The organism is Arthrobacter sp. CMU6, from assembly GCF_059090205.1.
In genome coordinates this window covers 214207-239658 of sequence record NZ_JBNHFL010000002.1, presented here as the reverse complement: position 1 = coordinate 239658, position 25452 = coordinate 214207, and the positions used below count along the sequence as shown (strand labels likewise).

Sequence of the window (25452 nt, the reverse complement as noted above, 5' to 3'; positions counted from 1 at the left end):
TTTGGGCCCTTACTTGCTTGCGTCTGCGCGGCGCTTGACGATCAGGTTCACGATGGTGGCCAGGAGCAGCATCAGGCCCAGGAAGAACTTGAACCAGTCCGGGTTCCACTGGGCGTAGACGATGCCCTTGTTGGCCATGCCGAAGATGAATGCGCCGATGGCACCGCCTACGGCCGAGCCGTAGCCGCCGGTGAGGAGGCAGCCGCCGATGACCGCGGCGATGATGTAGAGGAATTCGTTGCCCACGCCTTCACCGGACTGGACGGCGTCGAAGGCGAAGAGGTTGTGCATGCCCAGGATCCAGCCGCAGAAACCGACGGCCATGAACAGGCCGATCTTGGTCGCTTTGACGGGAACGCCCACGGCGCGGGCGGCATTCGCGTCGCCGCCGACGGCGAAGATCCAGTTGCCCACCTTGGTGCGCAGCAGTACCCAGGACGCCACGGCAACCAGGGCGATCCAGATGAAGACCGTGTTGTTGACGTCCACCCCGGCGATCTTCACCGAGGAGGCAAAAATGGCCCGGGCGGCCTGGTAGCCGTCCATGCTGGAAATGGACGGGGAGGACACGCCACCGCCGATCATGCGGGTCAGGCCAAGGTTGAGGCCGGTCAGCATCAGGAACGTTGCGAGGGTGACGATGAAGCTCGGCAGCTTGGTCTTCATCAGGATCCAGCCGTTGATGAAGCCGATGCCCAGGGACACGGCGAGCGCCAGGATCACGCCGACCCACACGTTCATGCTGAAGTACCAGCTGAACATCGAGGCGGTCAGGGCCGAGCTGATCACGGCAACACCGGTGGAAAGGTCGAACTCGCCGCCGATCATCAGCAGCGACACTCCCACGGCCATGATGCCGATCGTGGAGCTGCCGTAAAGAACTGTTGCGAAGGCGTTCGGCTGGATGAACGTCTGGGAGACGGAAGCGAAGAAGACGAAGAGGACGATCGCGCCCACCAGGGCGCCAACTTCCGGGCGACCGAGCAGCTTCTGCAGAGGGTTGCGTTTTGCAACGCGCTCATCTGCCACAGCCGGTTTTGTGATTGTTGGGGTCATGGTCATGATGATTCTCCTTGCTTCCGGGGCCCGGCGTCGCCGGCCCCGGCTAGCGGGCTGTTAACGGACGCCGTCCTTGGCGAACTTGAGAACGTCGGTGGCTGCAGCCTTGTCGACGATGGACGGGCCGGTCAGCACGGGCTGCCCGCCGCCGATCTTGAAGCCACCGCGCTTGGCCTGCCACAGGGAGTCGATTGAGCCGTAGCCCTGCAGCCACGGCTGCTGGTCAACTGTAAAAATGACATCTCCGTCGGCAATCTTCTGGGCGAGCTCAGGGTTCATGTCGAACGAGGCCACCTTGGCCTTGCTGCCGGCGCCGCTCACGGCCTTCAGGATGGTCAATGTGTACGGCGCACCCAAGCCAATGATGGCATCGGCATCAGCCGTGGCCTGTAGCTTGGCGGTAACCGTGGAGGAAACCTGGGCCATGTCAGTTCCGGGAACGTAAAGGATCTCCGTTCCGGCCACCTTTTCCTTGACCCCTGCGCAACGGGCTTCCAGACCCACGTGCCCCTGCTCTTGGATAACACAGATGGGGTGTTTGAGGCCCAGTTCGCTGAGCTTCGTTCCGACTGCGGCGCCAGCGAGCTTTTCGTTGGACCCGAAGTGGGTGAAAGCACCCAGTTGTGCAGAGACCGATTCGCCGGCATTGAGGCTGACGACTGGAATGCCCGCGTCCGTGGCCTTCTTAAGAGAGTCCTTCAATGCATCCGGCTTAGCCAGTGTCACGGCAATGCCGTCCACCTTCTGATCAATCGCCTGCTGGATAAGCTGTGCCTGGCGTCCGCCTTCGGGGTCCGAGGTGTAAAGCAGTTCCACGTTATCCTTTGCGGCGGCCTCCTCGGCCCCCTTGCGGACGATGTCCCAGAAGGTGTCTCCGGGGGCCGCATGCGTGATCAGTGCGACTTTCATCCGGGGAGTCGACACAGCCTGACCCCCGCCTCCCCCGGTGTTCGCTTCGGGGGCACGTCCGCCCTGGCTGGAACAGGCACTGAGCGCCATCATCGGCACGACAGCGGCAATCAGCGCCGCCTTCCGCCATGAATATTTCATCACCGAAAATCTCCTTCGATCCGGGCTCCGGCCGAGCCTCGTCGCAAGGGCCGGAATGTTGATATCTCCGATCATCGTGACTCGGATCACCTTTGTCAACGTTTGTCCTAACATTAGGACGATAATAGTTATTCTGCCTGGCTATCCGGCAGGAAGGCCTCCCGGAACGCGGCCAGCGCCTGGTCCCCCGATGCCAGGCCCGGCCCGGCCGAGGCACCCGCTTCCAGTCCTATGACGCCCGCGTAGCCAGCCCCGGCGAGCGCCCGGGCAATGGCTCCGTAGTTGATCTCCCCAGTTCCGGGCTCGAACCGGCCCGGGACGTCGGCCACCTGGATTTCCCGGATCCATGGCAGAGCTCCGCGGACGAGCTCAATCAGGTTTCCCTCGCCGATTTGGGGTCGGCGATGGCATCCAGCCGCGTATGGGAAATCCGGCGGGCCACCGACTCGACATGGAAGGCGCCGATCCAGCCGGCTCCAATCAGCCCGAGGCGGACGGGGCGGCTGTCACCGGCCGGTTGCTGGACGTAGGTCATGTTGCAGTCCTCTTCTCAGCTTTCTAGATCGTTCTAGTGAATTGATGGTGACACAGCCTTGGTTTTGTGTCTAGATCGTTCTATAGACTGCTGGCAGCAAGGAGGCACATGACTGAACAGCAACGGCGCCCCACCCTGATGGACGTAGCCGAAGCGGCCGGTGTATCCCGGGCCCTGGTTTCCATCGTGATGCGCGGCGCGCCCGGGGCGGCCGAAGCCACGAGGCAGAAGGTGCTCGACGCCGCGCGCCAGCTCGGCTACCGGCCAGACAGCCGTGCGCGGCTGCTGCGCAGCACCCGGACCAAACTCCTGGGTCTCAGCTTTTCCACGGCGCACGCTTTCCACGCCGAAATTGTGGACGCCGCGTACGCCGAGGCCAGCGCCAAAGGCTACGAACTCGCACTGGGCGGTGTCACCAGCGGCAGGCCCGAGGCGCGGACGATCGAGGCTCTGTTGGATTTCGGGTCCGAGGCTCTGATCCTGATCTCGCCCACGCTCAGCAGCGACGAACTGGGCCGGTACGCCGGCCAGGTGCCGGTGGTAAGCCTCCTCCGGAACGACGTCGGCGAACTTACCGACTCCGTGAGCAGTGACGATTACGAGGGCATCCGGCTGGCGGTGGAGCACCTCGTGTCCCTGGGGCACCGGCGGATCGTCCATATCGACGGCGGTTCCGCAGTTTCTGCCGAAGCGCGCCGGTCTGCCTTCCGGGCGGAGATGGAACGCCGCGGACTGGAACCGGCCATCGTTGCCGGCGGCGCGATGGAGGAAGACGGGATGTCCGCCGGCAACACCCTGGGCCCGGTCATGCCGACGGCCGTCATTGCCTTCAACGACCGGTCAGCTCTCGGGGTCATCGAGAGCCTCCGGGCACAGGGGCTCCAGGTCCCGGCAGACGTGTCAGTGCTGGGCTACGACGACAGCCAGTTCGCGCGGCTCAGCTATGTCCAGCTGTCCTCGATCAGCCAGGACGCGCCGCTGCTTGCCGCCGCGGCCGTGGACCGAGCGGTGGCGCGGATAGAAGGTACCCAGCCGGCCGGGCACGCCGTGCGCACCCCGCACCTGGTGGCACGCAGGACCACTGCCGCTCCCCCTGCCGGCGGGTAGCCGCCGAGCCGGGAATGGACGCGGTGCTAGGAATTGGCCTCGACGGTCAACCCGGCGTCGGCGCCGGCAACGATGGCGTTGGTCTCGGGTGACGCGAAGCGCTTGGCCAACTCCCGGACCACGGCCTGAAGTTCCTGGCGGAGCAGGTCCGGGTCGATGGACGCCGCGGCGAGAACTGACCGTTCCATGTCCGCTGCGGCCATGACGGCTTCGGTGCCGCGCTCCGTGAGCGATACGACGTGGCTGCGCCGGTCCGAAGTGCTGCGCTGGCGTACGATGTGCCCGTGCGACTCGAGACGGCTCAGCGTTTTGCCCATGGTCTGGGCCTGTACGCGGACAAGCTGGGCCAGCTGCGCCTGGGTCATCGGGCCACTGTTGTAGAGCACTTCGATGGCGATGACGCCGGCGTGGGTGAGCCCAATGGCACCGAGCTTCTCGTTCCATGAGTGTTCAACAAGGCGGGCCGCCGTAGACAAGAGGCGCCCTGTGGGCCAGCGATCCATATCAGGCATACCACTAAGTATAACTAAGCCTGATTAGTACCCGACACGAAGCCTTACTAAGCTGAAATGTCCTGCACCAAAACAAGGAGACAACGTTGGCTGAAAAACTTACGCCGGGCGACACCGCCCCCGGCTTTACACTGAAGGACGCTACGGGAGCGGACGTCAGCCTCAGCGATTACCGCGGCCGGAACACCATCGTGTATTTCTATCCGGCCGCCGCCACGCCCGGATGCACCAAGCAGGCCTGCGACTTCCGGGACAGCCTGGCATCACTTCAGTCCGCCGGCTACGAAGTGCTGGGGATCTCGCCTGACCCGGTGGGCAAGCTGGCCAGTTTCGCGGACGCCGAGGGCCTCACCTTCCCCCTCCTCTCGGACGAGGACCATGCAGTTGCCGAGGCATACGCCGCGTGGGGTGAAAAGAAGAACTACGGCCGCACCTACGAGGGCCTCATCCGCTCCACCGTGGTGGTGGACGCCGACGGCAAAGTTGCCGTGGCCCAGTACAACGTCCGGGCCACCGGGCACGTCGCCAAGCTGCGCAAGGACCTCAAGCTCGAAGAGGTTTGATGATCCTGCGCCCGACAAGCGCCGGCGCCTGCCGCGGGGACCGCACAGGTGACGGTACAATTGAGGCTGGCATCCGCCGTCGTGCGTTTTTCTGCTGCTGACAGCAGGCAGGGCGCACCAGGCGGAGCCGGGCGCGAGTGGTGAAATTGGCAGACACGCAGGATTTAGGTTCCTGTGCCTTCGGGCGTGGGGGTTCAAGTCCCCCCTTGCGCACAACAGCAATAACCAGGAAATCCCGGGCCACGGCCCGGGATTTCCTGGTTTAACGGGCCGCTGCCACAGGCCGCCATGAGCCCGCCGGAAAATCTTTCCCGGTTCACCCATCCGCTGCTGCCGACGAGGCGAATACCCAGTGAGACACCGCCCACCTGTCCAACAACCCGGGCCGGTGCCCCACAGTCGGAAAGGATCGCCGGAGGACGCCGTACTCCTTCCGGTCCCGTTCGTCGGCACAACTAAGGAGAATCGAAATGCAGTCTTACAAGCGCTCAACCTTCACCGTCGCAGGCATTGCAGCTGCCGCTCTGCTGAGCCTCACCGCCTGCGGCGGCTCCGCCGGCACGTCCGGCAGTTCGACGGCCGCCGCCGAGCCCTCTGCCTCCAGCATGGCGCCCTCACCCTCGGAGACGTCGACGGCGGCCATGGATCCGGCCGCCAATCTCGCCGGGCCCGGCTGTGCCGACTACGCCAAGCAGGTTCCCAGCGGTAAGGGTTCCGTCGCAGGCATGGCCCTGGATCCCGTCGCCGTCGCCGCCTCGAACAACCCCCTGCTGAAGACGCTGACAGCGGCGGTGTCCGGCAAGCTGAACCCCAAGGTCAATCTCGTTGACACGCTGAACGGCAGTGAGTTCACGGTGTTCGCGCCGGTTGACGACGCCTTCGCCAAGATCGATGCAGCAACGATCGAGACCCTCAAGAAGGATGACGCCCTGCTGAGCAAGATCCTCACCTACCACGTGGTCCCGGGCCAGGTCACGCCGGACAAGATCGTGGGCACGCACAAGACGGTCCAGGGCGGATCGGTTACCGTGACGGGCACCAAGGACGCCCTCAAGGTGGACGGTGCCAACGTGATCTGCGGCGGCGTCCAGACGGCGAACGCCACCGTTTACCTCGTGGATTCGGTGCTGATGCCCAAGTAGTCACTGAGCCTGTTCCGGGACCCGTCCCGGGCAGAGGCCGCGGCCCGCACCCGACAGTGCGGTCCGCGGCCTTTCGCTGTGCCTGCCCCCTGTGCCCCCAGTGCCGCCTGCGCCGCCCGGCATCTAGTCCGGCCGCTCCTGGCGCCATCCGGCGCCGGCGTGTCCTGGCTCACGCTTAAACCAAGGGCGCGCGATCCGTCAATTAGACTGGGTGGCGGGCAGCAGCCGCCCACGCGCACCCCAGCAGTCCAGAGGTGGTAATCGAGTGCCCAGAAGCAATATCCCGCGCCGTATGGCCCTCAAGACCGGCGCCGTCCTTCTGGGCCTGTCCCTCACTTCCTGCACCAGCGAAGCCGGGCCCACGCCGTCGTCCGCTGCGGCGACAACCACAACGGCCGCCGCTGTCCCTTCCGAGACCTTCACCTTCGGCACAGCCTCGCAGCCCCTGGGCCTGGACCCCGCACTGGCCAACGACGTCGAATCGCAGCGGGTCACCCGGCAGGTCCTGGAGGGACTTGTGGGCGTCGACCAGACAACGGGCGAACCCACGCCGCTGCTCGCCACTGAGTGGACGGAATCGGCGGACGGCATGACCTACACCTTCACCCTCCGCCCCGGTGTCAGGTTTCACGACGGTTCCCCGTTCAACGCCGACGCCGTCTGCACCAATTTCGACCGCTGGTTCAACTTTTCCGCGGCACTCCGGGAACAGGCTCCGGGCACCACGTTCAAGGGGGTGTTCAAGGAACACTCGGACCACAAGGAACTGTCCGTCTACAAATCCTGCACCGCCCTGTCTGCGCTTCGGGTGCGGATCAGCCTCACGGAGCGCTTCACCGGCTTCCTCCAGGCCCTGACGCTTCCCGCGTTTGCCATGTCCTCCCCCAGGGCATTGGCCGCCGGGAAGGCCGACCAGCTCAGCGTGCGGCGCGGCGGCCAGGCACTTTCCGCCTACGCCACCCATCCCGTGGGCACCGGCCCCTTCCGCTTCGCGGCTTGGGACAGCGCGGGCATCACCCTCACGGACAACAAGGAGTACTGGGGCACCCGCGGGCAGATCGCCACCCTCAAATTCGTCACCTACGACCACCCGCAGACGCGGCTGCAGGCCCTGCTGGACGGCCGGATCGACGGCTATGACGCCGTGACCGTCGGAAACTTCGACCAGCTGGTCAAACGCGGCAAGCAAATCATCCAGCGGGACCCGTTCTCCGTGATGTATCTGGGCATGAATCAGGAAATTCCCGTGCTGAAGGACCTCAAGGTCCGCCAGGCGATCGAACTGGCCATCGACAAGGACACACTGATCAGGCGCTTCTTCATCGACAACACGGCCCAGGCCTCGCAGTTCGTTCCGCCCAAGCTGAGCGGCTTCAACAACAATGCGCCCGCGCTGGGCCACGATCCAAGCAAGGCGAAGGAACTCCTGGCTGAGGCCGGCTACAAGGGCCAGGCCCTGAAGTTCTACTACCCCATGAATGTGACGCGGCCGTACCTGCCCACGCCGGAGAAGGTCTATGCGGAGATCAGCCGCCAGCTCACCGCGGTCGGCCTGAACATCCAGCCCGTCCCCGTGGACTGGACGGACGGCTACCTGCAGAAAGTGCAGAACCCCGGCGACCATGCCCTGCACCTGCTCGGCTGGAACGGCTCCTATTCCGACGCCGACAACTTCCTCGCGCCGCTCTTCGGTGAGAAGAACGGCGAGTTCGGCTACCAGGACCCGCAGGTGTTCGCCAAGATCGACCGTGCCCGCGGACTCCCGGACGGCCAGGAACGCACGCAGCAGTACCAGACCATCAACGCCCAGATCGCGGAGTCATTGCCCGCCGTCCCCATCGCCTTCCCGATCTCCGCACTGGCCCTCTCCGACCGGGTGATCAGCTATCCCGCCTCGCCGGTATTAAATGAAGTTTTCACGAAGGTCCAGCTGAGGCCTTGACGCCGGGGCGCAATTTCAGTTAGTGGGCGGTGCGGGGATATTCTGTGACAGCCAGAGCCGCCTATCGGAGACTGATTGTGACCTTCATTTCCAAGACCCAACATGCCGACGTCGTCCTTATTGGCGGCGGCATCATGAGCGCCACGCTGGGTGCGTTCATCAAGCAGCTCGAGCCCAACTGGACCATCTCCCTCTTCGAGCGGCTTGACGAGGCCGGCCTGGAGAGCTCGGGACCGTGGAACAACGCCGGTACCGGACACGCCGCGCTGTGTGAGCTTAATTACTCCCCCGCAGCCAAAGACGGCTCGGTCAATCCTGCCAAGGCACTGCACATCAACGAGCAGTTCCAGCTGTCCCGCCAGTTCTGGTCCCATCTGGTGGACAACTCCCTGATCGGCTCCCCCAAGGGTTTCATCAACACCGTTCCGCACATGAGCTTCGTCATCGGCGACGACAACTCGAACTTCCTCAAGACCCGGTACAACGCGCTCAAGGAACACACCCTGTTCCGGAGCATGGAGTACTCAGAGGACTTCGCGCAGATCGCCAAGTGGGCGCCGCTGATCGTCAAGGGCCGTGACACGAAGCAGCGCGTCGCCGCCACCCGCGCCGCCGAAGGCACCGACGTCGACTTCGGCGCCCTGACCCGTGAGCTCACCGGCTACCTGGCCAACAACGGCGTCGAAATCAACTACGGCCACGACGTCACCGATGTCCGCAGGGCGTCCGACGGCGGCTGGGACCTTTCGCTCAAGCACCCCGCTTCCGGTGAGCGCGGCAGCATCCGGGCCAAGTTCGTCTTCGTCGGCGCCGGCGGCGGGGCGCTCCACCTGCTGCAGGCCTCGGGCATCCCGGAGAGCAAAGGCTTCGGCGGGTTCCCCGTTTCCGGCCAGTTCTTCCGCTGCACGGACCCGGCCCTCGCATCCCAGCACAACGCCAAGGTCTACGGCCAGGCTTCCGTCGGCGCGCCGCCCATGTCCGTGCCGCACCTGGACACCCGCTACGTCAACGGCAAGCGCTCCCTGCTGTTCGGCCCCTACGCCGGCTTCTCCACGAACTTCCTGAAGAACGGCAGCTACCTCGATCTCCCGCTGTCCATCCGGCCCAGCAACATCATCCCGATGCTCGCCGTGGCCAAAGACAACATGGACCTGACCGCCTACCTGGTCAAGGAAGTGGCCAAGCGCCACGGCGACAAGGTGGAGGCCCTGCGCGAGTACTACCCCGAGGCCAAGGACGGCGACTGGGAACTCATCACCGCCGGCCAGCGTGTGCAGATCATCAAGAAGGATCCGAAGAAGGGCGGTGTGCTGCAGTTCGGAACCGAGGTGATTGCCGCCCGCGACGGTTCCATCGGCGCCCTGCTCGGCGCCTCACCGGGAGCCTCCACGGCGGTGCCCATCATGATCGAGCTGCTGCAGAAGTCCTTCCCCAAGAACTTCAAGGGCTGGCAGTCCAAGCTCAAGGACATGATGCCGGGCTACGGCGTCAAGCTCAACGACCACCCGGAGCTGGCGGCGGAGCTCGAGAAGGCCACCGCCAAGAGCCTCCAGCTGGAAGTATCGCCCGCAGTCCAGCGGTGACCGTCCAGCGCTGACCCGGCGCGGGTTGCGGCAGGCTCCCACCAGGCAAACAGTCCGTCGACCCAGGAGATCATGCGATGTTCCGGCTGGCCCAACTATCCCTCGGGAACCGCGCGCTCATCGCGCTGATCACCATCTTCGCCTCGGTTTTCGGCGTGATCACCATGTCCTCGCTGAAGCAGGAACTCATTCCCTCGATTGAGTTCCCGCGGATCACGGTGCTCACGTCGATGCCCGGGGCGTCGCCCGAGGTGGTGGACAAGCAGGTCAGCAGGCCGCTGGAGACGGCGCTGAACGGCGTCGAAGGCCTGGAGTCGACGTCGTCCACCTCCCGCAACGGCGTATCGCAGATCAGCCTGGTGTTCACCTACGGTTCCAACCTGGACCGGGCCCGGAACCAGATTGACCGGGCGATTTCCAACGCGAAGCGCACGCTACCCGACGACGTTCAGCCCCAGGCCATCGCCGGCAGTATCAGCGATTTCCCGATCGTCTTCCTCGCCGTTTCCTCCGACAAGCCGCTGAGTGCGCTGAACACGGACCTGCAGCGGCTGTCGGTACCGAGGCTGCAAAAGCTCGATGGCGTCCGCGGGGCCGACGTGACGGGCGGCGCCAGCCGGCACATCCTCATCCAGCCGAATCCGGCCAGGATGGCCGCCGGCGGCGCCAGCATCCAGTCAGTCCGGAATGCCCTGACCAACAACGGCGACCTTGTTCCGGCGGGCACGATTGAGGAAAAGGGCCAGAGCCTCTCCCTGCAGATCGGCAGCCCGGTCGACTCTGTAGCCGCGGTTAAGGCGCTGCCGCTGAGCGGGGCCGGCGCCGGCACCACCATCGGCTCTGTGGCAGACGTCAGCATCGAGGATGACGCGCGGACATCCATCACCCGGACAAACGGCCTCGAAACGCTGGCCATCTCCGTGACGAAGAAGCCCGAGGGCGACACGGTGGCCATCTCGCACGCGGTCAAGGATCTCCTGCCGCAGCTCGAGGCGGAGCTTGGCTCGGGCGCCAAGTTCACCCCCGTCTTCGACCAGGCACCCTTCATCGAGAAGTCCATCAAGGACCTCACCACGGAGGGCCTCCTGGGACTCGGTTTCGCGGTGGCCGTCATTCTCCTCTTCCTCATGTCCGTCCGCTCCACCCTGGTCACCGCCGTCTCCATTCCGCTGTCGCTGCTGATCACCTTCATCGGCCTCTCCGGCACGGGATATTCGCTGAACATCCTCACGCTCGGGGCGCTCACCATCGCCATTGGCCGGGTGGTGGATGACTCGATCGTGGTGATCGAGAACATCAAGCGGCATTTGAGCTACGGCGAAGCCAAGCTCACCGCGATCCTCACGTCCATCCGTGAGGTGGCCGGCGCCATCACCGCCTCGACGCTGACCACCGTGGCGGTTTTCCTCCCGATCGCGTTTGTCGGCGAGCTCGCGGGTGAACTGTTCCGTCCGTTCGCCCTGACGGTCACCATTGCCCTGCTCTCCTCGCTCCTGGTGTCCCTGACCATCGTCCCCGTGCTCGCGTACTGGTTCCTCCAGAGCCCCGCGGACGTCGGCGCCGGCGAGGGCCCGCGGTCCGCCCGGGAAGTCCAGGCGCAAGCGCACGAGGCCGAGCAGCGCAGCATCCTGCAGCGCGGCTACCTGCCCGTTTTGAACAAGACCCAGAAGCACCCGGTGCTCACCCTGATCGCCGCGGTCCTGGTCCTCGGCGGGACCGCCGCAATGACGCCGCTGCTGGCCACCGACCTGCTGGGGCGCTCCGGCGAGAACAGCATGACGGTCAAGCAGGAGCTTCCGGCCGGCACGAGCCTTGACGACACCAGCGCCGCGGCCCGGAAGATCGAGGACGTGCTCCTGGACATCGACGGGATCAGGAACGTCCAGGTGACCTCCGGCAATGCGCAGGCGGGCTTCACCGCGCTGACGTCCTCCGGCGCCTCCAATTCCTCGTTCACTGTTGTCACCGACGAAAAAGCGAACCAGGGCAGGCTCCAGGAGACCGTCCGCAGCGAACTGGCGGCGGCAGGTACTGCCGGCAAGATTTCCGTCGGTTCCCAGCAGGGCGGGTTCGGAACGTCCTCCACGGTGGACATCACCCTGAAGGCGGCCACCTCCGAAGACCTGCGGAAGGCCAGCGACGCCATGGTCAAGGCCATGACCGGAGTTCCGGGAAGCAGCGAGGTGACCACCAATCTCGCTGCCACCCAGCCGGTGGTGCAGGTGAAGGTTGACCGGGCCAAGGCCGTTGCCGCCGGCCTGACCGAAGAGCAGGTGGCGGGCGTTCTCGCTTCCACCATCAGCCCCGTCCCCGCCGGCACCGTGCGCATCGACACTGACGATTTCCCCGTCCAGATCGGGGAAGGGAAGCGCTTCACCAGCATCGCCGCCGTCCGCGACATCCCGCTCCCAACCGCCTCCGGCGCCGTCCCGCTCGGCCGGATTGCCACCGTCGAGCAGGTCGACGTCCCCGTCTCCATCACCTCCAGCAACGGCCAGCGGACCGCGCAGGTGTCCATCACGCCGTCGGGCTCCAATCTGGGCGCCGTCAGCGCGGAGGTGCAGCAGCGCCTCAAGGCCGTTGACCTCCCCGCCGGGGTGACCGCGGAGATCGGCGGCGCCACCACCCAGCAGGCCGAGTCCTTCAGGCAACTGGGCCTCGCACTGCTGGCCGCCATCGCCATCGTCTACGTGATCATGGTGGCTGCGTTCAAGTCCCTGGTGCAGCCGCTGATCCTCCTCGTTTCGGTGCCGTTCGCCGCCACCGGAGCGGTTGCCCTGCTCCTGGTCACGCGGGTGCCGCTGGGGCTGCCGTCGCTGATCGGCATGCTGATGCTCGTGGGCATCGTGGTAACCAACGCCATCGTGCTGATCGACCTGATCAACCAGTACCGCAAACCGCAGGGCGGCAAGCCGGGGATGAGCGTTGCCGACGCCATTACCCACGGCGCACGGCAGCGGCTGCGGCCCATCCTGATGACCGCGCTGGCCACGGTCTTCGCGCTGACCCCCATGGCCCTGGGCATGACGGGCGGCGGCGGCTTCATTTCCCAGCCGCTGGCCATCGTGGTGATCGGCGGGCTCGTCTCCTCCACGGCGCTCACGCTGGTCCTCGTCCCGGTGCTGTACCGGCTGGTGGAGGGGCGGAAAGAGAAAAAGGAGCTCCTGCGCCAGCTCAGGGAACGGCCCGGCTTCTCCCCTGCGGACGACGACGTCGATGCCGAGCTCGCCGACTGGACCACCGGCATGGTGCCCAAGCTCAGCGGACGGCGCGCCGCCCCCGGCTCCCCCGACTGACCGGCATCCCTTCCCCGGGAATATCCTGGCGCCGGAGACGTTGAGGCGAGTACATGCAAATGCATGTAAATCGGGTACACTGTTAACACAGGCCCCGAACAACCCGGCGAACGGAAGGCTCATCATGCAGATCGGCGTATTCAGCGTCAGCGACATCACCCAGGACCCCACCACGGGCCGGACCCCCACCGAGCACGAGCGGATCAAGGCGTCCGTGGCAATCGCCAAGAAGGTCGAAGAAATCGGCATGGACGTCTACGCCCTCGGTGAGCACCACAACCGGCCGTTCTTCTCCTCCTCCCCCACGACCACGCTCGCGTACATCGCCGCCCAGACCGAGCGCATTACGCTGTCCACCGCCACCACGCTGATCACCACGAACGATCCGGTCAAGATCGCCGAGGACTTCGCCATGCTTCAGCACCTGTCCGACGGCCGCGTGGACCTGGTGCTGGGCCGCGGCAACACGGCCCCGGTCTACCCCTGGTTCGGCAAAAACATCCAGGACGGGATCGAGCTCGCCATCGAAAACTACAGCCTGCTGCGCAAGCTGTGGGACGAAGACACCGTCAACTGGTCCGGAAAGTTCCGCACGCCGCTGCAGAACTTCACCTCCACCCCGCGCCCGCTCGACGGCGTGGCCCCCTTTGTATGGCACGGCTCCATCCGCACGCCGCAGATCGCGGAGGTGGCGGCGTACTACGGTGACGGGTTCTTCGCCAACAACATTTTCTGGCCCAAGGAGCACTACCAGCAGCTGATCGGCCTGTACCGTGAGCGCTACGAGCACTACGGCCACGGCAAGGCGGACCAGGCCATCGTGGGGCTGGGCGGGCAGTTCTTCATGCGGAAGAACTCCCAGGACGCGGTCAGGGAATTCCGGCCGTACTTCGACAACGCCCCCGTCTACGGCCACGGCCCGTCGCTCGAGGACTTCACCTCGCAGACCCCGCTCACCGTCGGCAGCCCGCAGGAGGTCATCGAGAAGACCCTCACGTTCCGCGAGTTCTTCGGCGACTACCAGCGCCAGCTGTTCCTGATCGACCACGCCGGCCTGCCGCTGAAGACCGTCCTGGAGCAGCTGGACCTGTTCGGCGAGGAAGTCCTGCCGGTCCTGCGCAAGGAGTACGCGGAGCGCACCCCCGCCCACATCCCGGCTCCGCCCACGCACGCCGGACGCGTCGCCGCACGGATCGCAGCCGAAGGCGCTGCCGGCGAGGGAGTTGCCTCCGGCGCCGGGATCGGCCAGGACACGGCTGCCGTGTCCTCCCCGACGGAGGCGTGATGGCACCCCGGAATGCACCGGCGACGTCCGCCGTCAGGCTGGCTGCAGAAACCTGGGAGTCGCTGTTCCGTGCGCAGGTCGCCGTGATGCGCCGGCTGCAGTCCGGCCCTGCATTCCGGAGCCTGGCGGTCAATGAGTACGACGTGCTGTTCACGCTGTCGCGGTGCCCGTCAGGCTGGCTGCGGCTGAACGAACTGAACGACAACGTGCTCCTGAGCCAGTCCAGCCTGAGCAGGCTGGTGGACCGGCTGGAGAAGCGCGGCCTGGTGGAGCGCATGGCGGCCCCGGACGACGGCCGCGGCGTGCTGCTGAAGCTGACGGAGGAGGGCGCGGCCCTGCAGAAGGAAATCGGCCGGGAGCACGTGCGGGACATCGCCGAGCTTGTTGGCCCGGCGCTGACGGCGGCGGAGCAGCGGGAGCTGCTCCGCCTCACGGAGAAGCTGCGCGCGTCGCTCCCGCCCCGTTAGCGGGACGGCCGGCGGCCCAGGTTATCGGGATGGACGACGGCGGGACCCCGGACCCGCCGTCGTCCGCCTTCCCCGCCCTGCGGTCAGCGGATGACGGCCAGCTTGTCCGGATCATCCGCCGGCAGGTCCCCGTTCACCGTGGCGGAGACCCTGATCTCCCGGAGGGAGAGGCTTCCGCCCACGGTGGACAGGAAGGCGGTGTCGGAGGAGTCGCGGCCGGAGGTGATGCGCAGCATGGCAGTCCTGGGCGCCAGGCCGGTGGGGTCGATCACGTGCCAGGCCCCGTTGATGTGGGCCTCGGCCACGGCATGGAAGTCCATCGGGGACAGGCCCGGCGCATACACGGCCGCGAGCCGCGCAGGCACGTTCTTGGCTCGCAGCAGCGAGATCGCCAGGTGGGCGTAGTCGCGGCAGACGCCGCGCCGGTTCAGGAGGGTCTCCACGGCGCCGTCCGTGCCCCGGGAGGAGCCGCTGACGTAGCGCAGTTCGTTGAACACCCAATTGCGTATGGCGTGCAGGAGTTCCTCGCCCTGGAGTCCGCCGAACTCGGCATAGGACGTGGGAAGCAGGCGGTCGGACTCGGCGTACCGGCTGGGCCGGACATAGCGGATCAGCTCCATCAGGGAGGGCTCCTCCGGTTGCGCGAGGCCTGCAACGGTAGCCGAGTAGTCCACGGTGACCTCAGTGGGTTCAGCAAACTCCATGTAATGGAACCTGCCCCCGTGGTGGTCCGAAAGCTCCGTCAGGGGAACCTGTTCCCCGTCGGCCGTGACGCTGAGGTTCTCGTCCAACGACGAGTAGCCGGCGTTCCTCGCCACGGAGATGGCCATTGCCACCTTGGTGTCGGCCACGGTCTTGAATACCAGGCGGGCAGCAACAGTACGTTCCATCGGTCTCCGGGGTTTGAGGCGCCGTCAGTCGCGGCTGCGGGCTGGGGTGTGCTGGAGGCAGCGGGACTAGTTCTTGATCTCCAGAGACATTAGCATCCGCTGGACGTTGGCGAATTCGGAGCCCTTGTTGACGTAGCCGGCGGCCTGGTCGAGGGTGTCGAAAGCCTTGGCCGGAGCCACCTTTTCATCCGGCGCAAACGCCTTCAGTGAGCGCACGTCGCTGAAGGAGTAGTTGCCCTTGCCCGCCAGGCCCAGCACAACGTTCTGCAGCTGGCAGGCCTTGGAATCGGCGCCGCCCACCAGGTTGGTGATGCCGTAGGAGCCGAAGTAGCGGTAGCCCTGGATCACCCTGAACACCACGTGCGGATCGATGGTGCCCTGCCCGCCGCTGTGCGGCAGCTCCACGGGAACACTGCTGACGACGACGTAGGGCTTGCGGGCAGATGCGGCGCAGCTCGCCGCGTTGGTGTCGGGCAGGCCTGTCTGCAGGGTGGCGAGGTAAGCGCCGTCGGCATCCTTGACCTCGATCTTCACGGCGCCGGGAAGGGTTCCCTTGTCAGGGTCAACGGACTGGGCTATCCAGTCCTGCGGCAGCTCGAAACTCACGGTCTTGGCAGGGTCGCTGAAGACCTTCCAGGCGGCTGCCGTGGCCCCGGCTGTTGCGGTGGCACTGGCCGAGGCGGTTGCGGAAGGCCCCGCGGAACCCGATGCGGGACCGGCAGCCGTGCTGGTGCCCGGCTCCGCGGTCCAGGCGGGGGTGCCCTTGCCGTCGCTGCTGCAGCCGGTCAGCAGGCCCGCCGTCAACAGTACGACGGCGGCGATGCCCCTGCGTCCAGAAGCCGTGATCCCTGTCATGGCTCCAGCCTAACCGCGAGGCCGGTCCCATCCGGGGGCTGCCGGCCAGCGTTTCGCGGTCCCACCGCTTCCCGGCGGCCTGGGCAGACGGTCATCACAAAGGGGCTAGGCTGAGATCATGGCCGAACATGAGCTGGACCCAGCGGAGCAGACCCTGGCGAACATGTCCGCGCTCGACATTGCAGACTGGCGGCTGCGGACTTTCGCCCTCTACGACACCGTGCGCAAGATTGCCGCAGACAGCCCGGAAGAGGCCCACGCCTACTGGCGCCAGGAGCGCGACCGCATGTTCGGCACCCACCCCGCCTCGGCCCTGACAGCCGAGGCCAAGGCGTCCTTCTACGGCCTCAAGACCGCCGACTACGATCCCATCTACCGCTTCTACGTACCCCTGACCAAGGAGGGTGCCGGGCGTGAAATGAACGTCGACACAGGGACCGACGGCGTGGTCCGGTTTGTCCGGCTGGGAACATTCGACCTGCCGGAAATGGGACAGCTGGCCGTGTGGAAGCTGATGGGCTACGGGGGCGGGATCTTCGTTCCGTTCCGGGACGCCACCGCTGGCCAGCCCGGCGGAAGCTACGGCGCTGGCCGCTACCTGCTGGACACCATCAAGGGCGCATTCCATGGCGTCGTCCGCGGTCCGGGGCAGGACGTCCAGTATGTGCTGGACTTCAACTTTGCCTACAACCCGTCGTGCGCGTACAACGAGGCCTGGGCCTGCCCGCTCGCCGGCCCGGCCAACCGGTTGGCTGTGGAGATCCCCGTCGGTGAGCTGTACTGATCCCATGCAGTTCCGGATGGCACTGTCACACAGTTCCTGACGGCACTGCCATGCAGTTGCGGACGGCCTACGATGGCTGAATGACCCCAGCTCTCCCGCGGCGAATCGCCCGCGTCCGGCCCCTCGCCCCTGCCCCGGGGCCGTCTTCAGTCTCGTCGCCGTCCACGGCCCCAGACTCAGATTCAGACGCAGCTCAGCTCCCTGAACAGTTCTTCATAGCCAACGACGCTGCGGACTTCACGGGCACCGCGGGACGGACATGGACGGTGGTGGAGTCGCCGTTTCCCGGTTCACGCGCCAACGCCGGCAGCGGCCACCGCAAGGGATGGGAACCAGGGGCTGAGGTCTCCGAGGACAGCTTCACGTTCCTGGCGCCCAGCGTGCCGGCCAATGTCCTAGGAATGGCCCACAACACGGGGCAGGCCGGGCGGGACCTTCCCCCACAGGCCTTCCACAAGGCGGCCACCAGCGTGATCGGGCCGGGCGAGGCGATTGAGCTGCCCGGCGGTATCGGACTGGTGGAGCCGGAAGCGGAACTTACCGTCGTCGTCGGACGGACCGCGAAAAACCTGACGCCCGGCAACGCACGGACCGCAGTACTGGGCTACACCATCGGCAACGACGTCACCGCGCGCCGGCGGCAGAAGTCGGATGAGCTGTGGCTGAGCGCCAAAAGCCAGGACACCTTCACACCGGCCGGCCCGTGGATTGTCACCGGGCTGGACCACGCGGACCTGCCCGTCGGCGTCGTCCACAACGGCGCCGAACTGCCCGCGGCATCCACGGCGGACCTGGGCTGGAAGGTGGACGAGATCCTCGTCTACCTCACCTCGTTCATGACCCTGCACCCCGGCGACCTGGTGCTCACCGGGTTCCCGGCCGCGAGCGCCGGCATCCAGCCTGGCGACACGGTCACCTGCAGGGTGGGCGGAATCGGCGAGCTGTCCAACCCCGTCACGGCCGCTGGCTCAGCGGCACCCTAACCCGGAATCAGGCCCAGGTTCCGGACGCTTCCGACGGCGGCCGTCACCGCCTCGGCGGCAGCTTCCAGGTCGGCGGCGGTCACCGATGAATCAAAGCTGAACCGCACGGCGGTCTGTGCCGCCTCCGCCTCGATGCCGAGGGCCACCAGCACCGGCGACGGAGCATCCGATCCGGCCGCGCACGCCGAGCCGCTGGAGCACACCACATCCTGGCGCTCGAGTTCCAGGAGAACGGACTCGCCGCTGGTTCCCGGGAAGCAGAAGGACGCCACCGAGGGCAGCCGTTCGGACGGATGGCCGGTCAGCACGGCACCGGGAACGCTGCTAAGCACCGCGGCGACAAAACGGTCGCGGAGGCCCGTGACGCGTCCCGCGAGCGCGGGCCGGTCCGCGTGCGCCAGGGTGAGGGCGGTGGCCAGGGCCACGGCGCCCGCAACGTTTTCGGTGCCGGACCGCCGGCCGCGTTCCTGGCCGCCGCCATGCACCAGCGGCTCGACGCGGGTCCGGCCCCGAACGAACAGGACCCCGTTGCCCTTGGGCGCGCCGAGCTTGTGCCCGGAGATGCTCAGGGCGTCCACCCCGAGTGCCTTCACGTCCAGCGGCAGCCAGCCGGCGGCCTGCACGGCGTCAGTGTGGAAGGGAATCCCCTGCCTCCTCGCCAGGGCCGCGAGTTCGGCCACCGGCTGGACGGTGCCCACCTCGTTGTTGGCGTACATGATGCTGACTAGCGCGGTTTCATCCCGCAGCACCGCAGCGAGTGCCGCCGGGGTCACCGTCCCGTTCCCGTCGACCGGCACGACGTCCACGGTGAAGCCGTGAAAGCGTTCGAGGTAGCGTGCGGACTCCTCCACGGCGGGATGCTCGACGGCGCTGATCACCACCCGGTTCAGGGCCGGGTCCGCGGCCTGCCGCGCCAGGCCAATACCCTTGACGGCGAGGTTGTCCGCCTCCGTGCCGCCCGACGTGAAGGTGATCTCCGCGGCCCTGCAGCCCAAAACCGCGGCCACGGTCTTGCGGGCATCCGCGAGCGCCCGCGCGGCCGAGTCACCGAGCGAATGGTGGCTTGACGGGTTGCCGAATTCGCCGGTGAGGTAGGGCCACATGGCCTCCAGCACTTCGCGGCGGACGGGAGTTGTTGCTGCTGCGTCCAGGAAGATCATGGTGCGTTCACCCCACTGTCAGTTCGACGTCCAGGCCAAGGTCCAGGGCCGTGACGCTGTGCGTCAGGGCCCCGACGGAGATGACGTCCACACCGGCGGCGGCGATGTCCGCCACCGTGCGGAGGTTGACGTTGCCGCTGGCTTCCACCACGGCCCGCCCGGCGACCTGCTGGACGCCGGCGCGGAGTTCCTCAAGGCTGAAGTTGTCCAGCATGATGGTGTCCACCCCGGCGGCCAGGACGGGTTCGATCTGGTCGGCGCTGTCCACCTCCACCTCGAAGTGGGTAGTGTGTCCGAGCTGGGCCTTCGCGTCGGCCAGCAGCGCGGTCAGCCGTGCCGGGTCTCCGCCGGTCATGACGGCCAGGTGGTTGTCCTTGGCCAGTACGGCGTCGGAAAGGCTGTAGCGGTGGTTGGCGCCGCCGCCGCAGCGGACCGCGTACCGTTCCAGGACGCGGAGTCCGGGGGTGGTCTTGCGGGTGTCCGTGATGCGTGCCTTGGTGCCGGCGGCCAGGGCCACGAATTCCGCGGTCTTGGTGGCGATGGCGCTCATTCGCTGCGCCAGGTTCAGGCCGACCCGTTCGGCGAGCAGCACGCTTCGTGCCCGGCCGGTGACCCGCGCGAGCTTTGTTCCGGCCGCGAAGGCCTCGCCGTCGGCCACGAGCAGCTCCACCTGCGTGTCCGGATCCACCATCAGCATGGCGTCACGGAAGACGCTGCCGCCGCTGAAGACCCCCGGGACGCGGGCGTTCAGCACGGCGGTGGCGCGGGCCTCGGCCGGGATCAGCAGCTGCGAGGTGATGTCACCGCTGGGCGCATCCTCCGTGAAGGCCCGCTCCAGGATCTCGCGGACGGGTGCTGCTGGGAGGGTCAGGCTAGTCATGGACAAGGCTCGCTTTCGGGCTCATTCTGAATTCTTCGTCTAGGTCGTGTGCCTGGCCGTCCAGGCTGGTGACCGGTTCCAGCAGGCCGTCGTCGCGGTAGTGCGCGCCGAGCGACGCCCGCCGCTCCCTCGCCGCGTGGACCAGCAGCTGCGCGGCGAGCAGCAGGTTGGCGTCCTCGTGGGTCCGCGGGTCCGCTGCCTGCGGCACCGCTTCAGGGCGTACGACGGCGGCCCACGCCGCCAGCGTGGCCCCTACCTCCCGCAACAGCTCGCCACTGCGAAGCACCCCAGCCTTGGCAGTCATCACCCGCCGGAGAGCACCACGGGAGAACTCCCCAGGTGCGGCATCTCCCAATATCTCCTCGGGGTAGGGCTGGGCGACTCGGTCACTAGCCTCTCGGTCGCGGGTCAGGGCAAGGTTAGCCGACGCCACCGGCGGAGTAGTGCTGTCTTGCGACGCCCCGAGCGTAGGAGCGTCGCCAAGAAACGCCTCAACAGCCCGCCGGCCGAACACCAATCCTTCGAGGAGCGAGTTGCTGGCCAGGCGGTTGGCGCCCTGGACGCCGGTGCAGGCCACTTCGCCGGCTGCGAAGAGCCCGGGAACGGTGGTCCGGCCGTGCAGGTCGGTGGAGACCCCGCCCATCCAGTAGTGTGCCGCCGGCGCGACCGGGACGAGCTCCCGGGTCCAGTCGATGCCGGCCTCCAGGGTGCGGCGGGTGATCGTGGGGAAGCGGCGCGCCAGGAACCCTGCTCCCCGGGCGTCCTCGATGCCCCGGGCATCGAGGTAGACGTGGCCGTTGGGGTCGCCGAGCGCGGCCAGATGCAGGGCAATGCTGCGGGAAACGACGTCGCGCGGGGCGAGTTCGGCGTCGGAGTGGTAGCCGTGCAGGAACCGGCTGCCCCGGGCGTCAACGAGGATGGCGCCCTCGCCGCGCACAGCCTCGGAGATCAGCAGCGGATCCTGGCCGTCCCCGGCCGCCGGCCCGCCGTCGGGCCGTGCCAGGCAGGTGGGGTGGAACTGGAAGAATTCCAGGTCCGCGACGGCAGCACCGGCACGCCAGGCGAGGGCGAGACCGTCCGCGGTGGCAACGGAAGGGTTGGTGGTCTGCGCGAATAGCTGCCCTGCCCCGCCCGTGGCCAGCAGTACGGCGTCGGCCTGGATCCTGCCCGGCCGGCCGTCCTGCAGGAACTCGACTCCCGTGACCCGGCGGCCCTGCTGCAGAAGGGCGGTGACGCTGGCGTGGCCCAGCAGCCGGATCCTGCCTGTGGCCTGTGCTGCCAGCACGGCGCAGATCAGGGCGTTCGCGATGCCGGCGCCGGTGGCGTCGCCGCCGGCGTGCAGGATGCGCGGCGCGGAGTGGGCGGCTTCGAGACCCAGGGCGGGGTCGCCGTCGTCGTCCAGGTCGAAGCGGACGCCAAAGCGGCCGAGCCCGGCGATGTCCCGGCGCGCCTCCGTGCAGAGCACGCGGACAGCCTCCGGGTTGCAGTGCCCGGCGCCGGCCCTCAGGGTGTCGGCGATGTGGGCGGCCACGGTGTCGCCCGGCGACGGTTCGTCGAGGACGGCGGAAATGCCGCCCTGGGCGAAGTAGGTGTTGCTCTCCGCGAGCGCGCCCTTGGTCAGCAGCACCACGTCGGCGCCTGCCTCCGCCGCGAGCAGGGCGGCGTAGAGGCCGGCGATGCCGCTGCCGACGACGGCGAACCGCCGGCGGCCGGCCCTTCCGTTTTCGCTGGTCATTGTGGGCTCTCTATCAGGGCTTGGCGGCGAGCATGCGCTCGAGTGCCGTCCTGGCGTCCTGCTGCACGTCATCATCGACGGTGATGCGGTTGACCACGCGGCCGGCAACGAGCTCTTCGAGGACCCAGGCCAGGTAGCCGGGGTGGATCCGGTACATGGTGCTGCAGGGGCAGATGACCGGATCCAGGCAGAAGATGGTGTGCTGCGGGTACTGGGCCGCCAGCCGGTTCACCATGTTGATCTCGGTGCCGATCGCGAAGACCGTGGGCTCGGTGGCCGCCGCAATGGCCTTCTGGATGAAGTCCGTGGACCCTGCGGAGTCGGCTGCGTCCACCACTTCCATGGGGCATTCGGGGTGCACAATGACGTTGACGCCGGGGAAGTCGGCGCGGGCCTTCTCGATCTGGGCGACGCTGAAGCGCTTGTGGACCGAGCAGAAGCCGTGCCAGAGGATGACGCGGGAGTCCAGCAGCGCCTGCTCGTCGTTGCCGCCGAGCTCCTTGCGCGGGTTCCACATGGGCATCTGTTCAAGCGGGACGCCCAGCGCCTTCGCCGTGTTCCGGCCGAGGTGCTGGTCCGGGAAGAACAGGACCCGCTGGCCGCGCTCGAAGGCCCATTCGAGGACCGTCTTGGCGTTGGAGGAGGTGCAGACGATGCCGCCGTTCCGGCCGCAGAAGGCCTTCAGCGCGGCGGAGGAATTCATGTAGGTGACGGGGATGACCGGAACGCGGCCTTCGGCGTCGGGTTCGGTGCCGAAGATTTCCTCGAGCTGTTCCCAGCAGTCCTCCACGGAATCGGCGTCGGCCATGTCCGCCATCGAGCATCCGGCGGCGAGGTTGGGCAGGATGACAGCCTGCTCGGGCCTGGAGAGGGTGTCAGCGGTTTCGGCCATGAAGTGCACGCCGCAGAACACGATCGCTTCGGCGTCGGGCCGGGTCAGTGCGGCGTTGGCCAGCTGGAAGGAGTCGCCGACGAAGTCGGCGTACTGGACAACCTCATCGCGCTGGTAGAAGTGGCCCAGGATGACCGCCCGGTCGCCCAGCGCCGCTTTGGCAGCCCGGATCCGGGCATCGAGCTCGGCTTCGCTGGCCAGCTTGTACTCCTCGGGAAGCTGGCCCTGGCGCGGCGTGGAGGCAGGGGCCACGTCCGCGCTGGAGGCTCCTGGACCGTAGGCCGGAACACCGGCGAGCGTTTCCGCCAGGTCATACTCCCAGGGCCCCTTGGCAAGCGCCGGGCTGCAGGTGCCGCCGGTGCCAGCGGCAGCGGCCTTCTCGGCCTGTTCACGCGTGATCAGCTGGATGGCAGTGTTGACGCTGCTCATGGGGTGCTCCTGTTATCTGGGTCGAGGCCGGGGCGGCCGGTAAATCGGTAAAGACGCGGCGGGCGGTGCTTGCCGCCCTGGAGGTATTCACCGGTTTCTTCGATTTCCGGCGTCGACTTGATCTGCCGGCGGAAGTTGGCGGGATCCAGCTGCGTGTCCAGCACGGCTTCGTAGACCTCGCGGACCTGGGCGAGGGTGAAGTACTCCCCCAGGAAGTGGTAGGCGATGGAGCCGTAGGCCAGCTTGTTCCGCAGGCGCCAGAGGGCATAGTCCACAATCGCGTTGTGGTCGAAGGCCAGGCTGCCGAGCTTGTCCGCGCGGAACCACCGGACGTTCTCTGATTCGTCCGCGAGCGCGGCTTCGGTGGGCTGGACCAGCGCCCAGTAGACGATGGACACCACGCGCTGGGTGGGTGAGCGGTGCAGGCCGCCGAAGGCGTAGAGCTGCTCGAGGTAGCTGGGTGCCAGGCCGGTGGTTTCCCGCAGGTTCCGCGAAGCGGCGTCCTGCAGTGACTCTGCGTGCGTCAGCGGACCGCCGGGCAGCGCCCACTGGCCCTTGAACGGTTCCCGGATCCGGCGGACCAGCGGGATCCAGAGCGTGGGGCGGCCGGAGGACTCGCTGGGGCGGAGTGCGAAGATCACCGTGGAGATGGCGAGCGACGGCGGCGCGGACTGCCGCTCCGCCACATTGGCTGAGGTGGTGTACACGGTGATCACCCGCTTCGCTGCGATTGGGAAGCCCTGTCGGGCTCACCCTGGATTAGTTATAGTCATTTTGACTCGAACTGATTCTACGGCCGGTTGCCCGGGATGCAAAATGTTTCGCCGGAAGTTGGGTGTAAATTCGAAAGGTCCCAAAAGGACCAGTTCCCCCAACCCCAAGAAGGTACGCAGCATGACGATGAAGTCCACAGCAGACCGACCCGCAGTCCAGCTCCGCCACAGCATGAAGCCCCGCCAGCTCACCATGATGGGCTTGGGCAGTGCCATAGGTGCCGGGCTCTTCCTGGGCTCCGGCGCCGGCGTGCAGGCAGCCGGCCCCGCAGTCCTGGTTTCGTACCTTGTGGCCGGCACGCTCATCATCCTGGTTATGTGGGCGCTCGGCGAGATGGCAGCAGCCAACCCCGACAGCGGCGCCTTCTCCGTGTACGCCGAACGCGCCATGGGCAAGACCGCCGGGGCGACCGTGGGTTGGCTCTGGTGGCTGCAGCTGGTGGTGGTCATCGCCGCCGAGGCGCTCGGTGCCGCGGGGCTGCTGTTTTCGGTCTGGCCGGTGGTTCCGGTGTGGGCGCTCTCCCTGGTGTTCATGGTGGTTTTCACGGGCATCAACCTCGCCGGCGTGAAGAACTTCGGCGAGTTCGAGTTCTGGTTTGCCATTCTCAAGGTGGCCGCGATCGTCCTGTTCCTCGCCATCGGCGTCGCGCTGCTGCTGGGGCTCCTGCCGGATGTGGCCTCCCCGGCACTGGCCAACATCACGGGAGACTTCGCGCCATCGGGCTTGGCCGGCATTGCCACGGCACTGTTCGTGGTGATCTTTGCGTTTGGCGGCACGGAGATCGTGAGCGTCGCAGCTGCTGAAACTGAAGACCCCGAGCACAGCGTCACCAAGGCCATCCGGACTGTCGTATGGCGGATCCTCGTCTTCTACATCGGCTCCGTCTTCGTGATCGCCGCTGTACTTCCGGCCACGTCGGAGGCCCTGTCCTCGCCGTTCGCGGGCGTGCTGGATGCCGCGCGCATCCCGGGTGCCGCCACGGCCATCACCCTGGTGGCCGTCGTCGCCCTGCTGTCCGCCCTCAACGCCAACCTCTACGGGGCGTCGCGCATGGTGTTCTCGCTCGCAGAGCGCGGCGAGGCTCCCGGCTTCCTGTCCCGGCTCAGCCGCGCAGGCGTGCCCATGGTGGCCGTCGGCGTCTCCGTCGCGTTCGGCTTCATCGCCACGGTCCTGGAACTGCTGTTTCCCGAGCGCATCCTGCCCGCCCTGTTCCAGTTGGTCGGGTCCACCTGCCTCGTGGTCTGGGGTTCGGCACTGGTCTCCCAGCTCATCCTGCGTCGGCGGGCGGATCGCGAGGGTTCCCCCTTGCCGCTGCGGATGAAGGGCTTCCCGGGGCTGACCGTGTTCGGCCTCGTGCTGCTTGGGCTGGTGTTTGCCGTGGGTTTCAGCGCAGAGAGCAGCCGCATCCAGCTGATCAGCACACTGCTGCTCATTGCCGGCATCGCAGCCGCCTGTTGGGCAGGCGCCCGGTTGGCGGCATCCCGGCGCGCCCGGCGCTCCTAGCCATGGATTTCCCTGGTCCGCTGGCA

The 25452-nt window shown here is 67.0% G+C and carries 22 protein-coding genes, 1 tRNA gene and 1 pseudogene; 12 read left to right on the top strand and 12 right to left on the bottom strand.

Annotation, left to right across the window (positions count from 1 at the left end; genetic code table 11):
- Positions 1-9 precede the first annotated feature (9 nt).
- The 4 genes and pseudogenes from AC5RWD_RS02495 to AC5RWD_RS02480 all read right to left on the bottom strand — a co-directional run bounded on the left by AC5RWD_RS02495 (position 10) and on the right by AC5RWD_RS02480 (position 2644).
- A complete protein-coding gene (locus tag AC5RWD_RS02495; protein WP_494018529.1) occupies positions 10-1062 on the bottom strand; it encodes an ABC transporter permease in 1053 nt (350 codons plus the stop codon).
- A 54-nt stretch (positions 1063-1116) separates the two neighbouring features.
- Complete coding sequence (locus AC5RWD_RS02490; RefSeq protein ID WP_494018528.1) at positions 1117-2112, bottom strand: substrate-binding domain-containing protein; 996 nt, start codon at positions 2110-2112, stop codon at positions 1117-1119.
- Between the two features lie 125 nt (positions 2113-2237).
- Positions 2238-2504: pseudogene (locus AC5RWD_RS02485) on the bottom strand (TIM barrel protein); the annotation flags it as partial.
- Positions 2483-2644 carry a hypothetical protein gene (locus tag AC5RWD_RS02480; protein ID WP_494018527.1) on the bottom strand — a complete coding sequence of 54 codons (162 nt, stop codon included), beginning with the start codon at positions 2642-2644 and terminating at the stop codon, positions 2483-2485. The gene AC5RWD_RS02480 and the pseudogene AC5RWD_RS02485, both read right to left, overlap by 22 nt.
- Before the next feature lie 108 nt (positions 2645-2752).
- Between AC5RWD_RS02480 and AC5RWD_RS02475 the strand changes: the two genes are divergently transcribed.
- The gene (locus AC5RWD_RS02475; protein ID WP_494018526.1) at positions 2753-3751 is read left to right on the top strand and encodes a LacI family DNA-binding transcriptional regulator; all 999 of its coding nucleotides are present in this window, start codon (positions 2753-2755) and stop codon (positions 3749-3751) included.
- Positions 3752-3777: 26 nt separating this feature from the next.
- Here the strand turns inward: AC5RWD_RS02475 and AC5RWD_RS02470 are convergent, their stop codons facing one another.
- A complete protein-coding gene (locus AC5RWD_RS02470) occupies positions 3778-4263 on the bottom strand; it encodes a MarR family winged helix-turn-helix transcriptional regulator (RefSeq protein WP_494018525.1) in 486 nt (161 codons plus the stop codon).
- An 86-nt stretch (positions 4264-4349) separates the two neighbouring features.
- Here AC5RWD_RS02470 and bcp point away from each other — a divergent pair, with 86 nt between their 5' ends.
- From bcp to AC5RWD_RS02430, 8 genes are all read left to right on the top strand, one after another.
- Positions 4350-4826 carry a thioredoxin-dependent thiol peroxidase gene (gene bcp / locus AC5RWD_RS02465; protein ID WP_494018524.1) on the top strand — a complete coding sequence of 159 codons (477 nt, stop codon included), beginning with the start codon at positions 4350-4352 and terminating at the stop codon, positions 4824-4826.
- Positions 4827-4957: 131 nt separating this feature from the next.
- Positions 4958-5039: transfer RNA gene (locus tag AC5RWD_RS02460), tRNA-Leu, on the top strand.
- Positions 5040-5296: 257 nt separating this feature from the next.
- Positions 5297-5968, top strand: coding sequence for a fasciclin domain-containing protein (locus AC5RWD_RS02455; RefSeq protein ID WP_494018523.1), 672 nt, complete (start codon positions 5297-5299; stop codon positions 5966-5968).
- 292 nt (positions 5969-6260) lie between these two features.
- Positions 6261-7910: an ABC transporter substrate-binding protein gene (locus tag AC5RWD_RS02450; RefSeq protein WP_494018543.1), complete on the top strand. Its 1650-nt coding sequence runs from the start codon at positions 6261-6263 to the stop codon at positions 7908-7910.
- A gap of 77 nt (positions 7911-7987) precedes the next feature.
- The gene (locus tag AC5RWD_RS02445) at positions 7988-9493 is read left to right on the top strand and encodes a malate:quinone oxidoreductase (RefSeq protein ID WP_494018522.1); all 1506 of its coding nucleotides are present in this window, start codon (positions 7988-7990) and stop codon (positions 9491-9493) included.
- A 77-nt stretch (positions 9494-9570) separates the two neighbouring features.
- A complete protein-coding gene (locus AC5RWD_RS02440) occupies positions 9571-12789 on the top strand; it encodes an efflux RND transporter permease subunit (RefSeq protein WP_494018521.1) in 3219 nt (1072 codons plus the stop codon).
- A 124-nt stretch (positions 12790-12913) separates the two neighbouring features.
- Positions 12914-14074, top strand: coding sequence for an LLM class flavin-dependent oxidoreductase (locus AC5RWD_RS02435; RefSeq protein WP_494018520.1), 1161 nt, complete (start codon positions 12914-12916; stop codon positions 14072-14074).
- The gene (locus AC5RWD_RS02430) at positions 14074-14541 is read left to right on the top strand and encodes a MarR family winged helix-turn-helix transcriptional regulator (RefSeq protein ID WP_494018519.1); all 468 of its coding nucleotides are present in this window, start codon (positions 14074-14076) and stop codon (positions 14539-14541) included. Before AC5RWD_RS02435 ends, AC5RWD_RS02430 begins: the two co-directional genes overlap by 1 nt.
- Positions 14542-14624: 83 nt before the next feature.
- Here AC5RWD_RS02430 and AC5RWD_RS02425 read toward each other — a convergent pair whose 3' ends face one another.
- Both AC5RWD_RS02425 and AC5RWD_RS02420 read right to left on the bottom strand, forming a co-directional pair.
- Positions 14625-15431 carry a transglutaminase-like domain-containing protein gene (locus AC5RWD_RS02425; protein ID WP_494018518.1) on the bottom strand — a complete coding sequence of 269 codons (807 nt, stop codon included), beginning with the start codon at positions 15429-15431 and terminating at the stop codon, positions 14625-14627.
- 66 nt (positions 15432-15497) lie between these two features.
- On the bottom strand, positions 15498-16286 hold the full coding sequence (locus AC5RWD_RS02420) for a hypothetical protein (protein ID WP_494018517.1): 789 nt from the start codon (positions 16284-16286) through the stop codon (positions 15498-15500).
- 118 nt (positions 16287-16404) lie between these two features.
- On the opposite strand from AC5RWD_RS02420, the gene AC5RWD_RS02415 reads away from it, so the two are divergent.
- Entirely contained in the window at positions 16405-17070 is a 666-nt protein-coding gene (locus tag AC5RWD_RS02415) for a DUF1684 domain-containing protein (protein ID WP_494018516.1), read from the top strand.
- Between the two features lie 80 nt (positions 17071-17150).
- A complete protein-coding gene (locus AC5RWD_RS02410; protein WP_494018515.1) occupies positions 17151-18053 on the top strand; it encodes a fumarylacetoacetate hydrolase family protein in 903 nt (300 codons plus the stop codon).
- On the opposite strand, the gene AC5RWD_RS02405 is transcribed toward AC5RWD_RS02410, so the two are convergent.
- Genes AC5RWD_RS02405 through AC5RWD_RS02385 form a run of 5 tightly spaced genes read right to left on the bottom strand, consistent with a single transcriptional unit; the run spans position 18050 to position 23856 of the window.
- Positions 18050-19213 (bottom strand): cysteine desulfurase family protein, encoded by a 1164-nt coding sequence (locus tag AC5RWD_RS02405; protein WP_494018514.1) that lies wholly within the window; start codon positions 19211-19213, stop codon positions 18050-18052. The genes AC5RWD_RS02410 and AC5RWD_RS02405 overlap by 4 nt on opposite strands.
- A gap of 7 nt (positions 19214-19220) precedes the next feature.
- Complete coding sequence (gene nadC, locus AC5RWD_RS02400) at positions 19221-20093, bottom strand: carboxylating nicotinate-nucleotide diphosphorylase (protein ID WP_494018513.1); 873 nt, start codon at positions 20091-20093, stop codon at positions 19221-19223.
- On the bottom strand, positions 20086-21828 hold the full coding sequence (gene nadB / locus AC5RWD_RS02395) for an L-aspartate oxidase (protein ID WP_494018512.1): 1743 nt from the start codon (positions 21826-21828) through the stop codon (positions 20086-20088). The genes nadC and nadB overlap by 8 nt, the downstream gene beginning before the upstream one ends.
- Positions 21829-21841: 13 nt before the next feature.
- A complete protein-coding gene (gene nadA, locus AC5RWD_RS02390; protein ID WP_494018511.1) occupies positions 21842-23149 on the bottom strand; it encodes a quinolinate synthase NadA in 1308 nt (435 codons plus the stop codon).
- Complete coding sequence (locus AC5RWD_RS02385) at positions 23146-23856, bottom strand: NUDIX hydrolase (protein ID WP_331574896.1); 711 nt, start codon at positions 23854-23856, stop codon at positions 23146-23148. The genes nadA and AC5RWD_RS02385 overlap by 4 nt, the downstream gene beginning before the upstream one ends.
- Positions 23857-24043: 187 nt before the next feature.
- On the opposite strand from AC5RWD_RS02385, the gene AC5RWD_RS02380 reads away from it, so the two are divergent.
- Positions 24044-25426, top strand: a complete 1383-nt coding sequence (locus AC5RWD_RS02380; protein ID WP_494018510.1) for an amino acid permease — start codon at positions 24044-24046, stop codon at positions 25424-25426.
- Positions 25427-25452 lie beyond the last annotated feature (26 nt).

Excerpts from the sequence above, each read along its gene's own strand:
- AC5RWD_RS02495 (WP_494018529.1), bottom strand. The coding sequence starts at position 1,062 with ATGACCATGACCCCAACAATCACAAAACCGGCTGTGGCAGATGAGCGC.
- AC5RWD_RS02480 (WP_494018527.1), bottom strand. The coding sequence starts at position 2,644 with ATGACCTACGTCCAGCAACCGGCCGGTGACAGCCGCCCCGTCCGCCTC.
- AC5RWD_RS02475 (WP_494018526.1), top strand. The coding sequence starts at position 2,753 with ATGACTGAACAGCAACGGCGCCCCACCCTGATGGACGTAGCCGAAGCG.
- AC5RWD_RS02470 (WP_494018525.1), bottom strand. The coding sequence starts at position 4,263 with ATGCCTGATATGGATCGCTGGCCCACAGGGCGCCTCTTGTCTACGGCG.
- AC5RWD_RS02455 (WP_494018523.1), top strand. The coding sequence starts at position 5,297 with ATGCAGTCTTACAAGCGCTCAACCTTCACCGTCGCAGGCATTGCAGCT.
- AC5RWD_RS02450 (WP_494018543.1), top strand. The coding sequence starts at position 6,261 with ATGGCCCTCAAGACCGGCGCCGTCCTTCTGGGCCTGTCCCTCACTTCC.
- AC5RWD_RS02440 (WP_494018521.1), top strand. The coding sequence starts at position 9,571 with ATGTTCCGGCTGGCCCAACTATCCCTCGGGAACCGCGCGCTCATCGCG.
- AC5RWD_RS02435 (WP_494018520.1), top strand. The coding sequence starts at position 12,914 with ATGCAGATCGGCGTATTCAGCGTCAGCGACATCACCCAGGACCCCACC.
- AC5RWD_RS02430 (WP_494018519.1), top strand. The coding sequence starts at position 14,074 with ATGGCACCCCGGAATGCACCGGCGACGTCCGCCGTCAGGCTGGCTGCA.
- AC5RWD_RS02425 (WP_494018518.1), bottom strand. The coding sequence starts at position 15,431 with ATGGAACGTACTGTTGCTGCCCGCCTGGTATTCAAGACCGTGGCCGAC.
- AC5RWD_RS02420 (WP_494018517.1), bottom strand. The coding sequence starts at position 16,286 with ATGACAGGGATCACGGCTTCTGGACGCAGGGGCATCGCCGCCGTCGTA.
- AC5RWD_RS02415 (WP_494018516.1), top strand. The coding sequence starts at position 16,405 with ATGGCCGAACATGAGCTGGACCCAGCGGAGCAGACCCTGGCGAACATG.
- AC5RWD_RS02410 (WP_494018515.1), top strand. The coding sequence starts at position 17,151 with ATGACCCCAGCTCTCCCGCGGCGAATCGCCCGCGTCCGGCCCCTCGCC.
- AC5RWD_RS02405 (WP_494018514.1), bottom strand. The coding sequence starts at position 19,213 with ATGATCTTCCTGGACGCAGCAGCAACAACTCCCGTCCGCCGCGAAGTG.
- nadC (WP_494018513.1), bottom strand. The coding sequence starts at position 20,093 with ATGACTAGCCTGACCCTCCCAGCAGCACCCGTCCGCGAGATCCTGGAG.
- nadB (WP_494018512.1), bottom strand. The coding sequence starts at position 21,828 with ATGACCAGCGAAAACGGAAGGGCCGGCCGCCGGCGGTTCGCCGTCGTC.
- nadA (WP_494018511.1), bottom strand. The coding sequence starts at position 23,149 with ATGAGCAGCGTCAACACTGCCATCCAGCTGATCACGCGTGAACAGGCC.
- AC5RWD_RS02380 (WP_494018510.1), top strand. The coding sequence starts at position 24,044 with ATGACGATGAAGTCCACAGCAGACCGACCCGCAGTCCAGCTCCGCCAC.